This window comes from Gordonia jacobaea (assembly GCF_001186365.1).
In the GTDB taxonomy this organism is placed as follows: Bacteria; Actinomycetota; Actinomycetes; order Mycobacteriales; family Mycobacteriaceae; genus Gordonia; species Gordonia jacobaea.
Genome location: NZ_LDTZ01000021.1, coordinates 127,058 through 144,262, shown reverse-complemented (window position 1 = coordinate 144,262; position 17,205 = coordinate 127,058). Strand labels below are relative to the sequence as shown.

Sequence of the window (17,205 nt, the reverse complement as noted above, 5' to 3'; positions counted from 1 at the left end):
CGTTGTCACCATCTCTGGACATAGCTGTGACGCTCGGTTACGTTAACCAGATCACGGTACCGAAGGGGTGACGCATGAAGCAGTGGGTCAAACGACTCATCGACGTCGACGGCGTACGGCTCGCGACTTTCGAGTTCGACGATCCTGCCGGTGACACATCCGCCGTCTCGGGAGCCGGCAACCCCGCCGGCCCAGCTACTCCCGAAAACGCCGAGCGTCCGACGGTGCTGTTCGTGCACGGATGGCCGGATACGCATGAGGTGTGGACCGAGGTTGCGGCGCGTCTTTCCGACGACGTCCGGGCCGTCGCGTACGACACCCGCGGGCTCGGAGTCAGCGACAACCCGCGTGGGGTGTCGGCGTATCGCATCGAAACGCTCGCGGACGACCTGTACGCCGTCGCCAGTGCCGTGAGCCCCGACGCGCCCGTCCATGTTGTCGCGCATGACTGGGGTTCCATCCAGTCGTGGGAAGCGGTGTCGCGCCCCGATGCCGCAGATCACTTCGCGTCGTTCACCACCATCTCCGGCCCGTGCCTGGACCACGTGGGAGTGCTCCTGCGCGAGAACATCTCTCATCCGACGCCTCGTCGAGCGCTCGACACCCTCCTGCAGTCCTTCTTCTCGACGTACATCGTGCTGCTGCACCTGCCATTTGGTCCGACGCTGATCTCCGCGACGCTCGGCTCGCCCGGCGCATGGCGACGTTTTCTGCGACTCATGGACGGTACGCCCGCCGAGCAGATCGTCGTCGCGCCATCGCTGCGGCGCGACATGCGTTCCGGCGCGCGCTATTACCGAGCCAACATGGTGCGCAAGGTGAGCAAACCCAACCCGCGCACGACCAACGTCCCCGTGCTGGAGATGGTCAACACCCGCGACTTCGCGGTGCGAACACACCTGCTGCGCAACACGAACCGATTCGCCCCCGATCTCACCCGTCTCGAGTCACCGACCACCCACTGGGCCCCGACGACCAATCCCGGTTACGTCGCCGACTCGATCCGCGACTTCGTACGACGCATCGCCGCCCGAACATCCACCGCGACCATCCCCGACCGCGCCGCTATCCGCTGACCTGCCATCGCGAAGGAGTTTCTACCGTGCACGCACACGCCGAGAAGGTGGACACCACCTCAGCTCACACATTCGCACCACACCCGTCCACACCACACGTAGTCCCACCTCAGAACAACGACACCGATCCCGGCGACGTCGAGCTTCACGCCCGCAACGTGACATTCGACTGGAGCGACGTTCCGCTGCACTGGATTCCGGGTCATCCGATCGCGTCCGACTTCATCAGCGTGCTCAACCTGCTTCTCCCCGAGGGAGAGCGCTGGTTTGTCCAGACCTACAACGAAGCACTCCCCCTGGTTCGTGACGAGGAGCTCGCCGCGACGATGCGCGGCTTCATCGGCCAGGAAGCCATGCACGCGGAGGCGCACGACCACGTGCTCTGGGAGTTCCTCGACCATCACGGAATCTACCCTCGGCCGTACTGCCGCCAGATGGAGTGGGTGTTCCGAAAGGTGTTGGGCCCTCTGGAAAAGGGCAGCGTAGAGGCCAAGCAGAAGCACCTCATCGAACGACTGTGGCTCATCGCCGCGATCGAGCACTACACCGCGATTCTCGGCGATTTCGCGCTCAACAACACCTGGACCGAAGTCGGGGCCGATCCGACGATGTCGGACCTGTTCACCTGGCACGGAGCCGAGGAGGTCGAGCACCGAGCCGTCGCACACGACGTCGCGGTCTACTTCGGTGACAGCTACCTCCGGCGCGGTCGGGCGATGCTGATCGCACTGCCCACCCTGCTGCTCCTACTCTTCCGCGGTTTCCGCTTCATCACCCATCAGGATCCGGCGATCAAGCACAACAACTACTTCTACCGCCAGTATCACTACGCGCGTGGCGTGCGGGCAGGCGTTCTCCCGACGATCCGCAGTGTGCTCTTCGCAACGGCGAGCTACTTCAGGCCTGGCTTTCATCCAACCGAAATCGGTTCGACCGCACAGGCTGTCGCCTACCTGGCGTCCTCGCCGGCAGCACGAAACGCCTCCTGAGTACACACGGAACCGAACAGACCATGAATCAACGGGCACACCCGCACACCACCGAAATGACTTCGGTGCCACCACATCTCTACGGACGGTGGCGCCATGATCCCCTGATGACCTTCGGCACCGTGCTGTCCAAGACGTGGCTGCCGTTCTGGCGTCCGTTCTCGCCACTGCGGTCGACCGCTGAGTACGACGGTGTCACGACGCTGCGCATCGTGGGACGAGAGGTCGTCGCGCAGGACGAGAACGTCGTCGCACTGACCTTCGCAGGACTCGACGATCAGCTTCTCGAAAGGTGGCACGCAGGAGCGCATCTCGACCTCCTGCTGCCGTCGGGCAGGATGCGCGAGTACTCCCTCTGCGGCGATTCCGCCGATAGGAAGACCTACCGAATCGCCGTGCGGCGCATCCCCGACGGCGGAGGCGGTTCGGTCGAGGTGCACGACACCCTGCGCGTCGGCGACACCGTTCAGATCAAGGGTCCGCGCAACGCATTTCCGATCGCACTGCCCGGCTACGGATCGCAAGCCCGCTCACTCCGGTTCGTCGCCGCGGGCATCGGCATCACGCCGATCCTGCCCATGCTGGCGGCCGCAGAGCGCCTCGGTCTCGACTGGTCGATGATCTACACCGGTCGCAGCATGGACTCGATCCCGTTCCGCGACGAGGTCGCGCGATTCGGCGACAAGATCACCATCCGCACCGACGACGAGCACGGACTGCCGAGCATGGAGGAATTGCTCGGACCGATCGACCCGCAGACCGGTAGGGCCCCATCGGGTCTCGCAGTCTACTGCTGCGGCCCGGTACCGATGTTGGAGTCGTTGCGGCGCCATCTACACGACCGCCCCGACATCGAGCTGCACTATGAGCGCTTCAGTCCGCCGCCGGTGGAGAACGGTCGTCCGTTCACCGTGACGATCGAGTCGACCGGGCAGGAGATCGACGTCGCGGCAGACGAGACCTTGCTGAGCGCGCTCCGCAAAGAGGTTCCGTCGGTGCCGTATTCATGCCGCCAGGGTTTCTGCGGCACATGCAAGATCAGGACGTTGTCGGGGGCAATCGACCACCGCGACAACATCCTGACCGAGCCGGAGCGCGCAGCGGGCTCCATCCTCACCTGCGTCTCACGCGCCGGTGGCGATCACCTGACCGTCGACCTCTGAGTGCGCATCCGACGTGAGTTCGACGCCGCGCGAGTGACTTTCGCCGCGCAGTAGAACCGCAGCGGCAACGGCAGCCACGGCGGTCACCGCGACCGCCACCCAGACTGCGCTGTGCAGCCCTTCGACGAAGACCTCCTGCACGGCGATGGTCATAGGGCTGGAGATCGACTCAGGAGCGCGGGCAGCGACTTCCGCTCCGCCCATCACCGACTGTTCGGCAATCTCGGCGATCTGACGCGGAAGCCCGAGCGCGCCAATCCTTTCCGATACGGAAGACGCATACACCGAGGTGAGCACCGAGCCGAGTACGGCTACGCCCAATGTTCCGCCGATCTCGCGCGTCGTGTCGTTGACGGCGCTGCCCGCGCCAGCCTGCTCCGGTCGCAGCGAGTTCATGATCACATGCGTACACGGGCCCGTGATCGCGGCGAGGCCCGCCGCCATCAGCGCCATCGACCAGATGATGAGTTCCCAGTAACCAGACATCCGTGACGAGATCTCCACCAGCGCAAAGCCTGCCGACATCAGCACCGCTCCCGCGGTCACCACCCAGCGTGGCCCGAACCGATGCGCAAGCGCCATGGCAACAGGCGAGCACACCGCGGTCACGATCGCGAAAGGCAGTGTGCGCAGGCCTGCTTCGAACGGCCCGTATCCCTTCACGGCCTGGAAGAACTGGGTGATCAGGAAGATGAATCCGAACAGCGAGAAGAACGCGACCGCCACCATTCCCGCTGCGGTCGCAAACCTGCGATTGGCGAACAGCGTGACGTCGAGGATCGGGTGCGCCACCACGAGTTCACGCCAGACGAAGAGTCCGATAACCGCAATCGCCACAACGATTCCCACGATGGTTCGTGCATCGGTCCACCCGTGGTGAGGACCTTCGATCACCGAGTAGGTCAGCAGGCCGAGTCCGATGACCGACAGCACCAGGCCGACGACGTCGAACCGCGACACCGATTCCGGTCGTGTGCCAGGTACCACCGCGAGCACAGCGATCGCGGTCACCGCCGCGATGGGTAGTCCGACCCAGAACACCGACGCCCACGAGTAGTGCTCGAGCAGCCACCCTCCGAGCACCGGTCCGATCGCCACGGCGATTCCCGACGTCGCACCCCAGATGCCGACCGCCGTGGCACGTTGCTTCCCTTCCGGGAAGATCGCGACGATCAGTGCGAGGGTTGCGGGAAACACCAGCGCCGCGAACACTCCCAGGCCGGCACGCGCAGCAATCAGTTGGCCCAACGTGTTCGACGAGGCGGCGAGGGCCGACACCCCCGCGAAGCCCGCGATACCCACCAGGAGCATCCGACGGTGCCCGAACCGGTCGCCGAGGTAACCACCCGTGAGAAGCAGCCCGGCGAAGACCAGCGTGTAGGCGTCGACGATCCACTGCAATCCCGAGATTCCCGCCCCGAGATCGCGCGACATTGTCGGCAACGCGACGTTGACGATCGTGTTGTCGACCATCACCAAGAGCTCAGCCAAACACAGCGCACACAGCGCCAACCAGCGAGAACGCATGCGAAATCCCTTCCGAGTGGATTGTCGTTCTACTGTTATAGAACGCCGTTCTTTTCTAGAAGAACACTGTTCTAGTAGGTTGTCAATATGGCTCCCACACGAAGTACGCGTCGTACCCCGGCGACCGAGGTACGCACGAACCTCATCGCGTCGGGGCGTCGAATTCTGGAACGAGACGGTGTCGCCGGCCTCACCGTGCGCGTGGTCGCGACCGACGCCGGCGTCGCACCCATGGGGGTCTACAACCACTTCGACGGCAAGGAGGGGTTACTCGACGCGTTGGTCAACGACGCCTTCGTCGAGTTCGCGCGCATGATCGACGTGACAGACGACGACGCCCGAGAGAGGTTGGCGCACAGCGGCAGGGCGTACCGGGAGTTCGCGCTGCGCTACCCGGTCGCGTACTCGCTGATGTTCTCGCGCGAGCACCACCCCGACTCCGACGTCGCCGAACACGCCTTCTCGGTGCTGACCGAACACATCAGGTATGGCCAGAACGCGGGACTACTGGTGAAGACCGATCCCCATCAGGCGACGATGCAGGTGTGGAGCTGCGTTCACGGTGCGGTGTCCTTGGAACTCGCAGGTACCCATCCCCCGACGATCGATCCCGACGAGAACTACGAGCACGTCTTGGCCGTGGTGCTCCGCGGCCTGAGCGCGTGATGCGAGAATGAGCGCGATGAGCAGCGACGACAAGGCCACCAACGAGTACCGGATCGATGATCTGGCGCGGGTGGCCGGGACCACCACACGCAACGTCCGCGGATATCAGGATCGCGGACTGTTGCCGAGGCCCCTGCGCCGCGGGCGCATTGCGATCTATACCGACCTTCACCTCGATCGCCTCAGGGTGATCAACGATCTGCTCCGCCGTGGATTCACCATCCGCCATATCGGCGAATTCCTCACCGGAATCCAGCGCGGCGACGACCTCGCCGACGTCCTCGGGCTGCGCGAAGTGGTCGCCGCCCCGTGGGGGAACACGACGAAGACCTCGGTGAGCGCCGACGAACTGCGCGAGTTGCTCAACAACAGCAACCCCGCATACTTCACGCGATTGACCGACCTCGGATTGATCAAGCCGGAGGGGACAGCAGATCCCCCAACGTCATTCACGGTGCTCGACCAAGACACCATCGACGCATATGCCCGCCTCGTGCGGCGCGGTCTGACACTGAATTCAATTCTCTCCGTGCATGAGAACCTCAGTACACAGATGGATTCGGTTGCGGAGGCACTCATCTCGGCCGGACGCGGGACGATCGCCGAAGAATACAAGGACGGTTGGATACCGCAGACCGCTGCCGAGGCAGATTGGGTGCGTGACCTTCTCGTCGAATTCAGACGAGCGGGGTCGACGATCGCGCACAATGCTCTCGACCGCGCGCTCGATCGCGACATGGCTCGTCAGCTCGACGACTATCTCGCCATCGCCGACGACTCCGTCGACCAGGATCCGCTCGACATACGGGGCGAACGCCAGAGCTCGACCGCCAAGGGACGAAAGCGGTCAGGGAACGACGATCGGGGGTAACCCTCCGGGTAGCGGAATGACCGCTCGCGGTTTGGGTTTCGGCCGAGGATTGCTGCGCGGGCGCGGTTGTTCGGCGCGCTGCGACTCCTTGGTCCGCGGCGGCGGCGGGGGTGGAGGCACGTAGGCAGCAGCGGGTGCGCGAGCCTCGTTGAGGTCGGCGAGATCTGCGTACAGCTGCGTTGTCGTCGAACTGTGCGTCGTGGTGACCGGGTTCGACGCCGATGGCGAAGCGGAACCACCACTGAGCCCAAGTGCGGTGGCAGCCAAGGCAACTCCGACGACGCCGACTGCGCCGGCACCGATCAGGATCCTCTTTCGACCGCGCGGCGGTGTCTTGTCAACCGCTGCCGCATCAACCGCTACGGCTTCTTGCTCGCGAGGCTCGATTCTGGGGGATATCGGAACGAATTCGTCTGCCGGAAAGTAGTTTTCGGTGTTTCGCCCAACACCCACGGAGTGCAGATACGCGGGCGCCGACGGATCTGAGTACGCGAGCCTGACGGGCTCGATCCGATCAGTCACATCGAACTCGTTGTCGACGGACCGCGCCGGCGGAGCGAGCGGCGGGTCGAGTGGCAGTTGTGCATGGCCCGCTTCTACGACCGAGTCGCCACGGATTCCCGCGACGGGGGCACCCTCGGGCTCCGCGACGGGGTCTGCACCCACGTGCGCGACCGGCTCGCGGTGGACCTCGACGTGATCGGTGGTCTCGGCCACTGGTTCTGGCCCCCGTACCGCGGCTGGCCCCTGCACGGCGGCAGCGTCGGGCATCGCCAGTGTCACGTCGTCGAGAACGACGATCGGGACGTCGGCGACCGGAGCGAGCAATTCCGGGAGTCCTGGCCACACGGTGTGCGTCGAATCGAAGACCATCGCGCTGACCTGACGACCCGTCGATTCCGCGCACTGCGCGACAGCGTCGGGCACGTTCTCGGCGCGGGCGAGTGTCGACTGTGCGACGTCGCGTCGTGTGACACGGAACAGTCGGACGTGCTTCTCGCCCATGATGAACGTGCCGTCGGACTCGGCGAGGCGGTATCGGCCCTTGTGACTCAGGAGGTGCAGTTCTGCCGTCCACTCGTCGGAGTCGGGGGCGTCGACGCGGCCCGCGCGCACGAGGTGGTCGGAGATGAGGGCGTCGAGTTCGGCTCCGCTTGTGCCTGCGGCGCGTCTGCGTACGACGGCCGCACCGGATTCGACGTCGACGAGCGTCACATCGACACCGTCCTCGGCGACGCTCACCACAGCGAAAGAGTCGACGAGCGTCGAGTGGCGGCGTCGGAGGTGGTCGGAGACACGACTGATCACGGACGCGTCGATAACCCGCCCGTCTTCGATCACCCCGTTCGGGATCGCCCCGTTGTCCATAGTTCGGTAGTCCCCGTCATCGAGAAACCCCACGCGCATTCTCGTGAGTCGGGCCCGGTAAACCTGTGTTCGTTCACCCGTGCCGCGCTCGTTCGACCACTCCCCCGCACTTCTGAGTGTTCAACCTAGCATGACGTCAGCGGTGCGCCACTTGTGTCGCACCTTCGAAGGACCCGCGGCCGAGACCGGCCGAAGCACGCTGATCTGCGTCGAACGCGTTCTCCGGAGTCGCAACCGCGCCACCGAGCGCGGCGTACGACCAGCCTGCTCGCCGCCACGACTGTGGGTCCAAACAGCGACGACCGTCGACGATAACGCGTGAACGCACGACTGGATCGAGTTCCGATGGCGCCATGTGCACGAACTGCGCCCATTCGGTGGCGATTGCGACGACGTCGGCGTCCTGGGCGGCCTCTGCGGCCGAATCGGCATAGCCGAGCATCGGATACATCCGTTGGGAGTTGGCGTTGGCCTTCGGGTCGAATACCGTGACCGACGCCCCGCGTAGTGCCAATTGTCCTGCGACACTCAGCGCGGGTGAATCGCGCACGTCGTCACTCTCTGGCTTGAAGGCCGCGCCGAGTACCGCGATGTTGGCGCCCAACAACTCTCGCGGGCATACCTGTGCGATGAGCTCGACCATGGCGGAGCGTCGTCGCATGTTGATCGTGTCGACCTCGCGCAGGAATCGGAGAGCTCCATGCGCCCCTAGTTCTTCGGCGCGCGCCTCGAACGCCCGAATGTCCTTGGGCAGACACCCGCCGCCGAATCCCAGGCCCGCGTTGAGGAATCGGCGCCCGATCCGCTTATCGTGACCGATCGCGTCGGCGAGCGTCGAGACATCAGCGCCGACGATCTCACAGAGTTCACTGATCGCGTTGATGAACGAGATCTTCGTAGCGAGAAAGGCATTCGCCGATACCTTCACCAACTCTGCTGTGGACCAGTCGGTTTCGATGACCGGAAGCCCGGTGTCGATGATCTCGCGGTACACATCACGCAGCACCGCACGTGCGGCCCGCGCGTCGGAATCCGGATCGGTGCCGATAACCAGCCGATCGGGACGAAGCGTGTCCTCGACGGCGTAGCCTTCGCGTAAGAACTCGGGGTTCCACGCGAGGTCAACAGTGGCGTCTGGTGCCGTCAACGTGCTGATCCGTCGAGCCAGCGACGCTGCGGTGCCCACTGGGACAGTCGATTTGCCGACGATCAGGTGGTCACCACGCAGGTGTGGCACCAGTGCGTCCACCGCACTTTCGACATACGACGTGTCGGCCGCATGCCCACGTGCCCGCTGCGGTGTACCCACCCCGATGAAGTGCACCGAACCGTGTGCGGCAGCGGCGTCGGCCTCGGTGGTGAACGAGAGTCCTCCCGCAGAGATGTTGCGGCGCAGAATGTCTCCGAGTCCTGGTTCGAAGAACGGAACCTCGCCCGACGACAGGCGAGCCACCTTATCCGGATTGACGTCGACGCCGAGCACGTCGTGTCCGAGTTCGGCCATACACGCTGCGTGTGTCGCCCCCAGGTATCCACACCCGATCACTGTCAGCTTCATACCTGAAGTGACTACGTGGGCCGATCTGCCAACTTGCTACGAGCACGTGACCAGTCGCAGGCGCGCGTGTGAACGTCGTGTTCAGGTGTTGAACGGCAGTCGAATCGAGGTGACCCGGCAGGAGAATCGCAGGACAACGCCTCGTCGAATTCGGCAAGAGAATACCGACATCACCGGCGAATTCGGCACCGCCGGACCGGGTTCGCGGGCACACTCGATTATGTGACCTCCTCGACGATCGCTTCGGCCCTCGATTCCGCAGCACGCGATGTCTTCGATGACCTCGTCGCCTGGCGACACCACCTGCATTCTCATCCCGAGCTCTCCAATCGCGAGCATCACACCGCGGAGTTCATCGTCGAACGTCTACGCGACGCAGGTATCGACGAGATCCGCAGCGGTATCGCGGGCACCGGCGTGGTGGCCATCCTCCGCGGGGGCGAGAGTGAAGGCGAAGGCGACAAACGCCTGGCCGCGCTCCGTGCAGACATCGATGCACTGCCCGTCAAGGAGACGTCAGGGGTCGACTTCGCGTCGACCGTCGTCGACAACGACTATCCGGGCGGCCCGTTCCCCGTTGCGCATGCGTGCGGCCACGATTGCCACACGGCAACGGTTCTCGCTGCCGCGCATGTGTTGGCCTCGGTTCGCGATCGGTTGCCCGGCGACGTCATGTTCATCTTTCAGCCGGCCGAAGAAGGAGCGCCCGTCGGCGAGAGCGGTGGCGCGCAGGCGATGGTCGACGACAACGCCTTCGCCGACCACACCCCAACCATGGTCTTCGGAATGCACGTCGTGCCGCTGCCGATCGGGATGGTCGGTGTACACGTGGGAAATCAGTACGCGGCGTCGTGCATGATCAAGATATCCGTCGAGGGCAAACAGGTCCACGGGTCGACACCGTGGATGGGAATCGACCCGTATCCCGTTGCAGCCGAGATTATTTCCGGAAGCGCGCAGATCTACCGGCAGGTGCCCGCGAACGACGCCATCACGGTGTCGTTCGGACACGTCGACGACGTCGGACGCTTCAACATCATCGGCCAGACAGTGACGCTCTGGGGCACCATCCGCTGCCTCGACGGCGCCGATATGACTGCGGTACAAGACAAACTCCGACGTCTCGCCGAGAACACCGCTGCGGCGTACGGCGCGAGCGCGACCGTCGAGTATCTGCAGGATGTTCCGCCCGTGGTCAATACACCGGAGTGGGTCAACAGGATTCGACCTGTGATCGACGACGTCATCGGCAAGGAGCGCGTCGTCGACGTGCCCGGAGCGCTCGGATATGACGACGTCTCGGTGTTCGTGCGCGACTTCGGCGGCGCCTACTTCACCTACGGCGTGCAGGACGCTCAGGTCAGCGCCAAGGGATTGACTCCGACGCCGGGTGGGCGCGGCCTCGCGTCGAATCACTCACCGGATTTCTACGCCGACGACGACGCTCTGCTCGACTATCTGCGGATCTTCGTGCACGTCGCCTACGCACACCTGGCGGAGTCGAGCTGACGGACTACTTGTCGGCGTCGCGGATGAAGTTCAGATACGCCTTCGACGGCGTCGGGCCGCGCTGGCCCTGATACTTCGATCCGACCGCGGCGCTGCCGTAGGGATTTTCCGACGGGCTGCTGAGCCGGAACAGGCAGAGCTGCCCGATCTTCATGCCGGGCCAGAGCGTGATCGGCAGGTTGGCGACGTTAGACAGTTCGAGCGTGATGTGGCCGGAGAAACCCGGATCGATGAAGCCCGCCGTCGAATGTGTCAGCAGACCGAGCCTGCCGAGCGACGACTTGCCCTCCAGTCGGCCTGCCAGATAGTCGGGCAGGCTGCAGATCTCCAGCGTCGAGCCGAGGACGAACTCGCCCGGATGCAGAACGAACGGCTCGCCGTCTGCGGGTTCGACGAGCGTTGTCAGCTCGTCCTGCCGCTGCGCCGGGTCGATGTGGGTGTAGCGGGTGTTGTTGAAGACCCGGAACAGATTGTCGAGCCGGACGTCGACGCTCGACGGCTGCACGAGAGCAGGATCGAACGGGTCGATCGACAGGTTGCCGTCGGAGACCTCGGAGCGGATGTCGCGATCGGAGAGCAGCACGCCTGCGAGCGTATCGGACGGTGTCTGGTGCAGGTACGACGACGGCGTTCTGCGGTCTCACACCGGGTTATCGGGACGGAACCGTGCGACGCAGGGCGCCTCAACCCCCGGAATTGAGCTCTGCGCGGCACTCCTCGGTTGTCTTGGTCTGGATGCAGTCCGACCACGCCCGCTGGTCGTCGGCCCATTTGTGCTCGGGAGTCTGACCGGTGTTGAGTTGCCACTGATAGTCGGTGCGGATGATGGCGTTGCCGTTGGCGTCGACGGCTGTCCGGCCGATGTCCGCGCCGATGCAGTTGTCGCCGAGCGCCGGTCCCGCGGTGGTGGTCTCAGGCAGATTCGGATTGGGTGCGACACCCTGAACGCTGGACCACACCGCGTTATCGGTACCCGCGAGACGAGAGCAGTAGGCCGTCGAGCCGTCCGCGAATACTGCGGTCGCCCCGATCGGGCCGCACTGGGCACCCTCGTTGACCGGGGCGACTGTGGGTGTCTCCGGCGGTGCGGTGGTCGTCACCGTGGGCGTCTGCGTCGACGCGGTAACCGTCACCGTGACTGCCGGGGCACTCGATTTGTGCTGACTGGTGGTCGTCGCGGTGCCCGAGTCCGTGGCGCAGCCCGCGAGGACGAGAACCGACGCCGCTGCCAGCATTACCCATCTCGATCGCATGGCAATCGGTTTACTCCGTCCGCCGCTGGTTGGCGCCGGTAATGGACTACTTGCTCAGCTCACGGCGCGCTCGGCGATAGCCAGCACGAGCCGACGCGGAGCGAGCCGTGCACCGTACGCACCGATGCGATTGACGAGACCGTCGACGACGCTCGGCTTGCCGGCCTCGAGCGCCTTGAACGCAGTGTCGACGACCTGCTCGGTCGTGCGCCGCGACTTCATCGCCGAGCCGTCGCCCGCAACGTCGAAGAACTCGGTGTCGGTGGCTCCGGGACAGACGGCGAGGACGTGGACGCCCTTGCGCTTGCCCTCCGACCAGAGCGCCTCGCTCAGCGACAGCACGTATGCCTTGGTGGCCGCGTAGACCGCCATGCTCGGAACCGGTTGGAACGCAGCATTACTGGCGATATTCACGATCGCCCCTGTACCCGCTTCAGCCATGCGCTTGATGTAGACCGTGGTGAAGTCGGTGAGTGCGCCGACGTTGAGCTGGACCTCGTCGCGGATGCGCGACGGGTCGGCGTCGGCGAGGTATCCAAAGGTGCCGAAACCCGCGTTGTTGACCAGGACGTCGACGCGCAGCCCGCGGCCATCTGCGTCGGCGACAACCTTGTCGACTGCGCCCGGTATCGAAAGGTCGGCGGGGATGACCTCGGCGCGGACTCCGTGGCGCGACGCCAACTCGTCGGCGAGCGCGACCAGCTTGTCCTCGCTGCGAGCGACCAGGATCAGGTCGGCACCTCGTGCCGCGAGGGCGCGCGCGAACTGTTCGCCGATCCCTCCGCTCGCCCCGGTGATGAGTGCTGTGCGGTTGCGGTACTCCATGAGTGGTCTCCCCGTCGTCGTTTGTCTGTCGCAGCTGTGTGTCGCAGGCGGTGTGTCGCACCGGGCGCCTACGCGAGCCTGGTCGCGAGGATAGCCGCGACGTCGCGGCCGGTCACCGTCATCGGGGCCTGGGTTTGCTAGGCTGTCGTTCGCGAGCAGACCTCGCACGCCGATGTAGTTCAATGGCAGAACATCAGCTTCCCAAGCTGAATACGCGGGTTCGATTCCCGTCATCGGCTCTCATATCACCGCGATGTCACGTAGCCCGAACCGGTTCGGCTCAGACCAGTTCGGCGATCATCGCGCGGACCATCCAGTCCCGGTAGTCGGGGATCGTCCAGCCACGCATCACGACAAGCAGTTCATAGAGTTCCGGCGCGATCAATGTCCAGAGCGTGTCCCGTGCGTGTTCGACGGTGACCCCGGCCCGCAGGCTGCCGGAGTCGGCGAGGTGCTCGGCGAGTTTGGTCATCCCGAACAGTCGCTGCTGTAGCGCAGTCGTCCACAGCTCGCGTAGTGCTGGATCGGTGCGTGCGCCGTCGCGGATCGCCAGCATCAGCCGTCCGGCACGGACCATCCGCGGCACCGCTGCCGCCACGTACAACTCGAGCTTGCGGCGGGGGTCGGGTTCGGTCTCGACGGCCCGGGTCTCGGGCCGGTCGGCCACCTCGACTTCTTGGTCGTCGCCAGCCAATGCCTGGTCGAAGGCGACCTTGATGAGTCCGGCCTTGCCGCCGAAAGACTTGTAGATGGTTTCGGGGGAGACATCGGCGGCGTCTGCGATGTCGGCGACCGTGACTCCGAAACCGTTGCGCTCGAACAACTCTGTGGCGGACAGAACGATCTGGCGCCGTCGGGCACGGGCCTGGTCGCGTCGCCCCGACGCGTCGTAGCCTCGCCTTCTATTGACTCCAGTCACCCTGTAATCAATACTTGATTTTCAATACAGTCTCTATGTATCGAAAGTCGAAGGTCGTCATGAGTATTCAGGAACCAGCTGGGGTGGCCGTTCGCGCAGTGACCGACATGGGTGCCGGCGACCGGGCAGCGTTCGACGCGACGATGCATCCCGATGCGGTGAATCGGGAGGCGCACGCGGAGCCACCGAACTGTCGCGGCGTGGGGCCGGAAGCGTTCTGGGCGTCCGCGCTCTGGTTGCGGGCCGCCTTCCCGGATCTGCGTCATGAACCGCATGTCGCCGTCGTCGACGGCGAATTGGTGGTCGTCCACGCGACAATGTCCGGCACACACCGCGGACCGTTCGTCGTTTACGACGCTGCCGGCCGCGTGGAGCAGGTGTTCGCGCCGACCGGCAAGACCTTCGCGGTAACCCAGACCCACTGGTTCCGCATGCGCGACGGGCTGTGCGCCGAACACTGGGCCAACCGTGACGACCTCGGGATGGGACAGCAACTGGGCTGGTTCCCCCCGTCACCTCGCTACCTCTGGCAGTGCGCCCAAGCGAAGCGCGTGGCGCAGCGCGCCGAATCCGGCTCGCGCTGAACGAGATTCGCATCGCTCGGGAGTCTCGATACGCTCGGCGGTCTCTAAGCAGAGAGCTCGCGAGCGTGCCGAAGGGCGTGCGCTCGCCTGGCTATTCGATCAGCGAGACAGCACAGGCTTGAGAGGCGGCCGCGTTCGCCACGACCATCACGCAGCCGACGGCGATCAGCCATATCGATCGATCAACCGACAGAAACTGGCTTTCAGGCGGCGCTGGCAGGTGAGGCGGCCCATTCTTGTTACAAGCCCCGCATGTGGGCGATCGGATGACCGTCGATCGGAGGAATCATGTGTTGTGGAGATGATGCGAGTCCGGCGCAAACGCCGAACGAAGAGGGCGTTCCCATATCAGCGGGTGACCTGGAGCGGGTGCGCGTGCTGCGATCCGCAGCCGTTGAGGCATTACTGGAAGTGAACGCGATTCTGTCGAAATACGTTGATGTGGACGCTGATTCGATCGATTCGGTGACCATCACGTTGCGGGGCGGCGGCCCTGAGTTCGACGGGGTGCCGCCGGTCATGCTGTGCAGTCAGTTCAATTCCGGCGGTGTGTGCGCCTACGTCGAGTGTGACCCTCCCGGCGCCACGTATCCGTGTCCAGTGGTCACACTGCCGCCGCCGACGTAACCGCTCTGGTTAACGTGGCCCCTTGTGCGCCGTCGCCTGGGTGCTGTCATTGTCGGCTCGGAGTAGTAGACGCGACGGGAGCGGCAACGGTATCCGGAAGCGTGCGGAGGAGATGGTCCAGGCGCACGGACGCAGCGACACCTGCGCCGCGGGCGGTATCCGGTCGGGCGTCGACGCCACTGAGCAACTGCGCCAACGATTCACCTCGTTCGGCGTGTGCCACGGGCTGTTCCAGAAAGACCTGATGGAGGTCCTCGGCGTCGGCTCGCAGTCGGCTGACCGCGGCCCCAACCACCTCGGCGTCGTGCCCGGTGTACACGAGTGATGGGTCGGCAGACAGCGCACTCGAAGTCTGCGCCAGCACGTGTGCACTTCGAGTGAGGCGGCCGAGTTGTAGTGAACGAGCGCGGCGTCGTGCGCCGAGACCGACGAGCATCGCCGCCGCCATGTTCGACAGGGTCGACCGAACCCCCTGATGCGCGTTGTCGAGTGCGATCGCCGCGTCGACGACGGGCTTCGACTGATGCGCGGACGTCTGCGCCTCACCGCACGACACGATCAGATGATCAAGTGCCGCAAAGTATTTGTCGACGCTGGCGGCCACAGCACCGTCGGATCGCTGCGACGTGACGATGTAAGCGCACACCACGCCGACGATCGCACCCGCGATGGTTTCGTCGAGTCGAACGAAGGCGAGCGTCCAGTTGTGGAAGCCCAGGAGGGCGTAGATGACCGCGAACTGGATCGTGAAAAAGATGGTGGGCATACCGTTGTTGGCGCCCTGGTAGTAGTAGCCGAAGAAGACACAGACCAAGAAGAGGATGGACAGCGGGAGCGGGTGCCCGACGAGCAGGATTGCCACCACCGCACCGAATGCCACCCCCACCAGAGTCCCGACAACGCGCCACGACGACTTGGTCAGCACGTCGGCACGGGTGGCGGCGGTCATGAAGACAATGAACGTCGTCATCACCGCCCAGTACCAACGCCCCGCTGCGATCGCCTGTCCCACACCCGCTGCGATGGCGGTCGCCACCATCACCTGAATCGCCATCCGCGAGGTTGGCCGCAGGTGGTCCCACCAACGCACCACGGCCGCAGTGTTATTGGTGACGTGGTCGTCGGTGGCGGCCCCATCGGTAGTGGAGACATCGGCATCAGACACGACGGGTTCGGGCGGGCTGGGGTTATCCACGTCGGCATCGCCACGCGCGGCGTCGTCGAGGTCGAGTTGGGCGAGCAGCGCGCGGGAGACGAAAAGCGTTGTCAGGCCAAGTGGAGTCGACGGGTCGACCGTGGTGATCGCCGAGCGTGCCGTGAGTTCCACGGCCGCGACGTCGTGGCTCGACGGCGTGCCGCTAACGACGGTCATCAGCGCATCAAGGACACCGGAGAGCGTGGCATCCGAATGCGGATCGACACCCGATTTCGCTAGAGACTGCAATTGTTCGCATGCCAGCTCAGTTGCGCTTTGTGCGTCGAACATTGTGCGGCGCAGCGTGTTCGGGTCCACTCCGAGCGACGCGACGTCAAACTGTTGTAGCCACCCGGCCATGGCAAGGGTGAGGTCAGGCAGGTGATTCACCGGCACCAGGATCTCGGCGTCGGTTCCGGGTCGTTGGGACCGCTCGAGCGCTTCGGCGCACGACGCCCGAAACTGCCGCAGGTGCAACCTGAGTCGGCGTGCCGGGAACTCGATCAGCATCACCGTCCGCAGGAGCACACCGCAGAGGAGTGCGCCTCCGACGACGAGAAGGATCTGCTGCAGGTTCGCCCCGGGCTCTCGCATGGCCAAGATCGCCATCAGGTAGGCGAAGAAAGTCACACCACCCACGGCCAGGCCGCGCCAACCGAATCGTCGTACCCAGATACAGAATCCGGCCATGGGTATCGACACGACGATCTCAGCAGGAGAATGATGCGTCAGCACGACACCCAGCGCCGCTGCGGCCAGCCCCGGGACGACGACGGTCACCGACGTCAGCCAGCGGGCTTTCGCCGTGACGTCACCGGTCGCTCCGAACGCGACCATGCCGATGATTCCGCCTGTCACCAGCAGAATGTCGGGTCCGTGGGTGGCCACGATGACGAAGTGGGCAACCAGAATCCCCAACGCCGTCGCGATCGTCGTCGACGTGGCATAGATCAGCCAGGTGTGGCCCGGGTCGTACACCCGGAGTGATCTGATTATCGAAGATTGTGAGTTGTGCACATCCACTCCGAGGTCCTGTTTTTGCTCTCGGATTCTATGTTGCGGGAACCGGGGGCCG

The 17,205-nt window shown here is 64.7% G+C and carries 16 protein-coding genes and 1 tRNA gene; 9 read left to right on the top strand and 8 right to left on the bottom strand.

The features are described from left to right. The first annotated feature begins 74 nt into the window (after nt 1-74). The 3 genes from ABW18_RS18345 to ABW18_RS18335 are packed head-to-tail and all read left to right on the top strand — an operon-like array spanning nt 75 to nt 3,228. Nucleotides 75-1,076, top strand: a complete 1,002-nt coding sequence (locus tag ABW18_RS18345) for an alpha/beta fold hydrolase (RefSeq protein ID WP_049700421.1) — start codon at nt 75-77, stop codon at nt 1,074-1,076. Nucleotides 1,077-1,102: 26 nt separating this feature from the next. Further along, the gene (locus ABW18_RS18340; RefSeq protein WP_049700420.1) at nt 1,103-2,065 is read left to right on the top strand and encodes a metal-dependent hydrolase; all 963 of its coding nucleotides are present in this window, start codon (nt 1,103-1,105) and stop codon (nt 2,063-2,065) included. Between the two features lie 23 nt (nt 2,066-2,088). Next, complete coding sequence (locus tag ABW18_RS18335) at nt 2,089-3,228, top strand: PDR/VanB family oxidoreductase (RefSeq protein ID WP_049700419.1); 1,140 nt, start codon at nt 2,089-2,091, stop codon at nt 3,226-3,228. Here ABW18_RS18335 and ABW18_RS18330 read toward each other — a convergent pair. After that, nucleotides 3,190-4,794, bottom strand: a complete 1,605-nt coding sequence (locus ABW18_RS18330) for an MFS transporter (protein ID WP_331436691.1) — start codon at nt 4,792-4,794, stop codon at nt 3,190-3,192. The genes ABW18_RS18335 and ABW18_RS18330 overlap by 39 nt on opposite strands. A 48-nt stretch (nt 4,795-4,842) precedes the next feature. On the opposite strand from ABW18_RS18330, the gene ABW18_RS18325 reads away from it, so the two are divergent. Continuing rightward, entirely contained in the window at nt 4,843-5,421 is a 579-nt protein-coding gene (locus tag ABW18_RS18325) for a TetR/AcrR family transcriptional regulator (protein ID WP_049700417.1), read from the top strand. A 16-nt stretch (nt 5,422-5,437) separates the two neighbouring features. Continuing rightward, a complete protein-coding gene (locus ABW18_RS18320; protein WP_049700486.1) occupies nt 5,438-6,292 on the top strand; it encodes a MerR family transcriptional regulator in 855 nt (284 codons plus the stop codon). Here the strand turns inward: ABW18_RS18320 and ABW18_RS18315 are convergent. Both ABW18_RS18315 and ABW18_RS18310 read right to left on the bottom strand, forming a co-directional pair. Next, entirely contained in the window at nt 6,269-7,660 is a 1,392-nt protein-coding gene (locus ABW18_RS18315) for a hypothetical protein (RefSeq protein WP_235434438.1), read from the bottom strand. The two genes, ABW18_RS18320 and ABW18_RS18315, sit on opposite strands and share 24 nt — an antisense overlap. Nucleotides 7,661-7,796: 136 nt before the next feature. Next, on the bottom strand, nt 7,797-9,218 hold the full coding sequence (locus ABW18_RS18310; protein WP_049700416.1) for a UDP-glucose dehydrogenase family protein: 1,422 nt from the start codon (nt 9,216-9,218) through the stop codon (nt 7,797-7,799). 222 nt (nt 9,219-9,440) lie between these two features. Between ABW18_RS18310 and ABW18_RS18305 the strand changes: the two genes are divergently transcribed. After that, complete coding sequence (locus ABW18_RS18305; protein WP_049700415.1) at nt 9,441-10,727, top strand: M20 metallopeptidase family protein; 1,287 nt, start codon at nt 9,441-9,443, stop codon at nt 10,725-10,727. Between the two features lie 4 nt (nt 10,728-10,731). On the opposite strand, the gene dcd is transcribed toward ABW18_RS18305, so the two are convergent. The 3 genes from dcd to ABW18_RS18290 all read right to left on the bottom strand — a co-directional run bounded on the left by dcd (nt 10,732) and on the right by ABW18_RS18290 (nt 12,805). Next, nucleotides 10,732-11,310 (bottom strand): dCTP deaminase, encoded by a 579-nt coding sequence (dcd, locus tag ABW18_RS18300; RefSeq protein ID WP_049700414.1) that lies wholly within the window; start codon nt 11,308-11,310, stop codon nt 10,732-10,734. A 100-nt stretch (nt 11,311-11,410) separates the two neighbouring features. Then, nucleotides 11,411-11,980, bottom strand: a complete 570-nt coding sequence (locus ABW18_RS22790; RefSeq protein ID WP_152930136.1) for a hypothetical protein — start codon at nt 11,978-11,980, stop codon at nt 11,411-11,413. 54 nt (nt 11,981-12,034) lie between these two features. Continuing rightward, nucleotides 12,035-12,805, bottom strand: a complete 771-nt coding sequence (locus tag ABW18_RS18290; RefSeq protein ID WP_049700413.1) for an SDR family NAD(P)-dependent oxidoreductase — start codon at nt 12,803-12,805, stop codon at nt 12,035-12,037. 168 nt (nt 12,806-12,973) lie between these two features. Here ABW18_RS18290 and ABW18_RS18285 point away from each other — a divergent pair. Further along, nucleotides 12,974-13,044: transfer RNA gene (locus ABW18_RS18285), tRNA-Gly, on the top strand. 41 nt (nt 13,045-13,085) lie between these two features. On the opposite strand, the gene ABW18_RS18280 is transcribed toward ABW18_RS18285, so the two are convergent. After that, nucleotides 13,086-13,724 carry a TetR/AcrR family transcriptional regulator gene (locus ABW18_RS18280; RefSeq protein ID WP_049700412.1) on the bottom strand — a complete coding sequence of 213 codons (639 nt, stop codon included), beginning with the start codon at nt 13,722-13,724 and terminating at the stop codon, nt 13,086-13,088. 59 nt (nt 13,725-13,783) lie between these two features. On the opposite strand from ABW18_RS18280, the gene ABW18_RS18275 reads away from it, so the two are divergent. Both ABW18_RS18275 and ABW18_RS18270 read left to right on the top strand, forming a co-directional pair. Continuing rightward, a complete protein-coding gene (locus tag ABW18_RS18275) occupies nt 13,784-14,308 on the top strand; it encodes an ester cyclase (protein WP_049700483.1) in 525 nt (174 codons plus the stop codon). A gap of 369 nt (nt 14,309-14,677) precedes the next feature. Continuing rightward, nucleotides 14,678-14,935 (top strand): hypothetical protein, encoded by a 258-nt coding sequence (locus tag ABW18_RS18270; protein WP_152930135.1) that lies wholly within the window; start codon nt 14,678-14,680, stop codon nt 14,933-14,935. A gap of 46 nt (nt 14,936-14,981) precedes the next feature. Here the strand turns inward: ABW18_RS18270 and ABW18_RS18265 are convergent, their stop codons facing one another. Then, nucleotides 14,982-17,108 (bottom strand): FUSC family protein, encoded by a 2,127-nt coding sequence (locus tag ABW18_RS18265; RefSeq protein ID WP_049700410.1) that lies wholly within the window; start codon nt 17,106-17,108, stop codon nt 14,982-14,984. Nucleotides 17,109-17,205 lie beyond the last annotated feature (97 nt).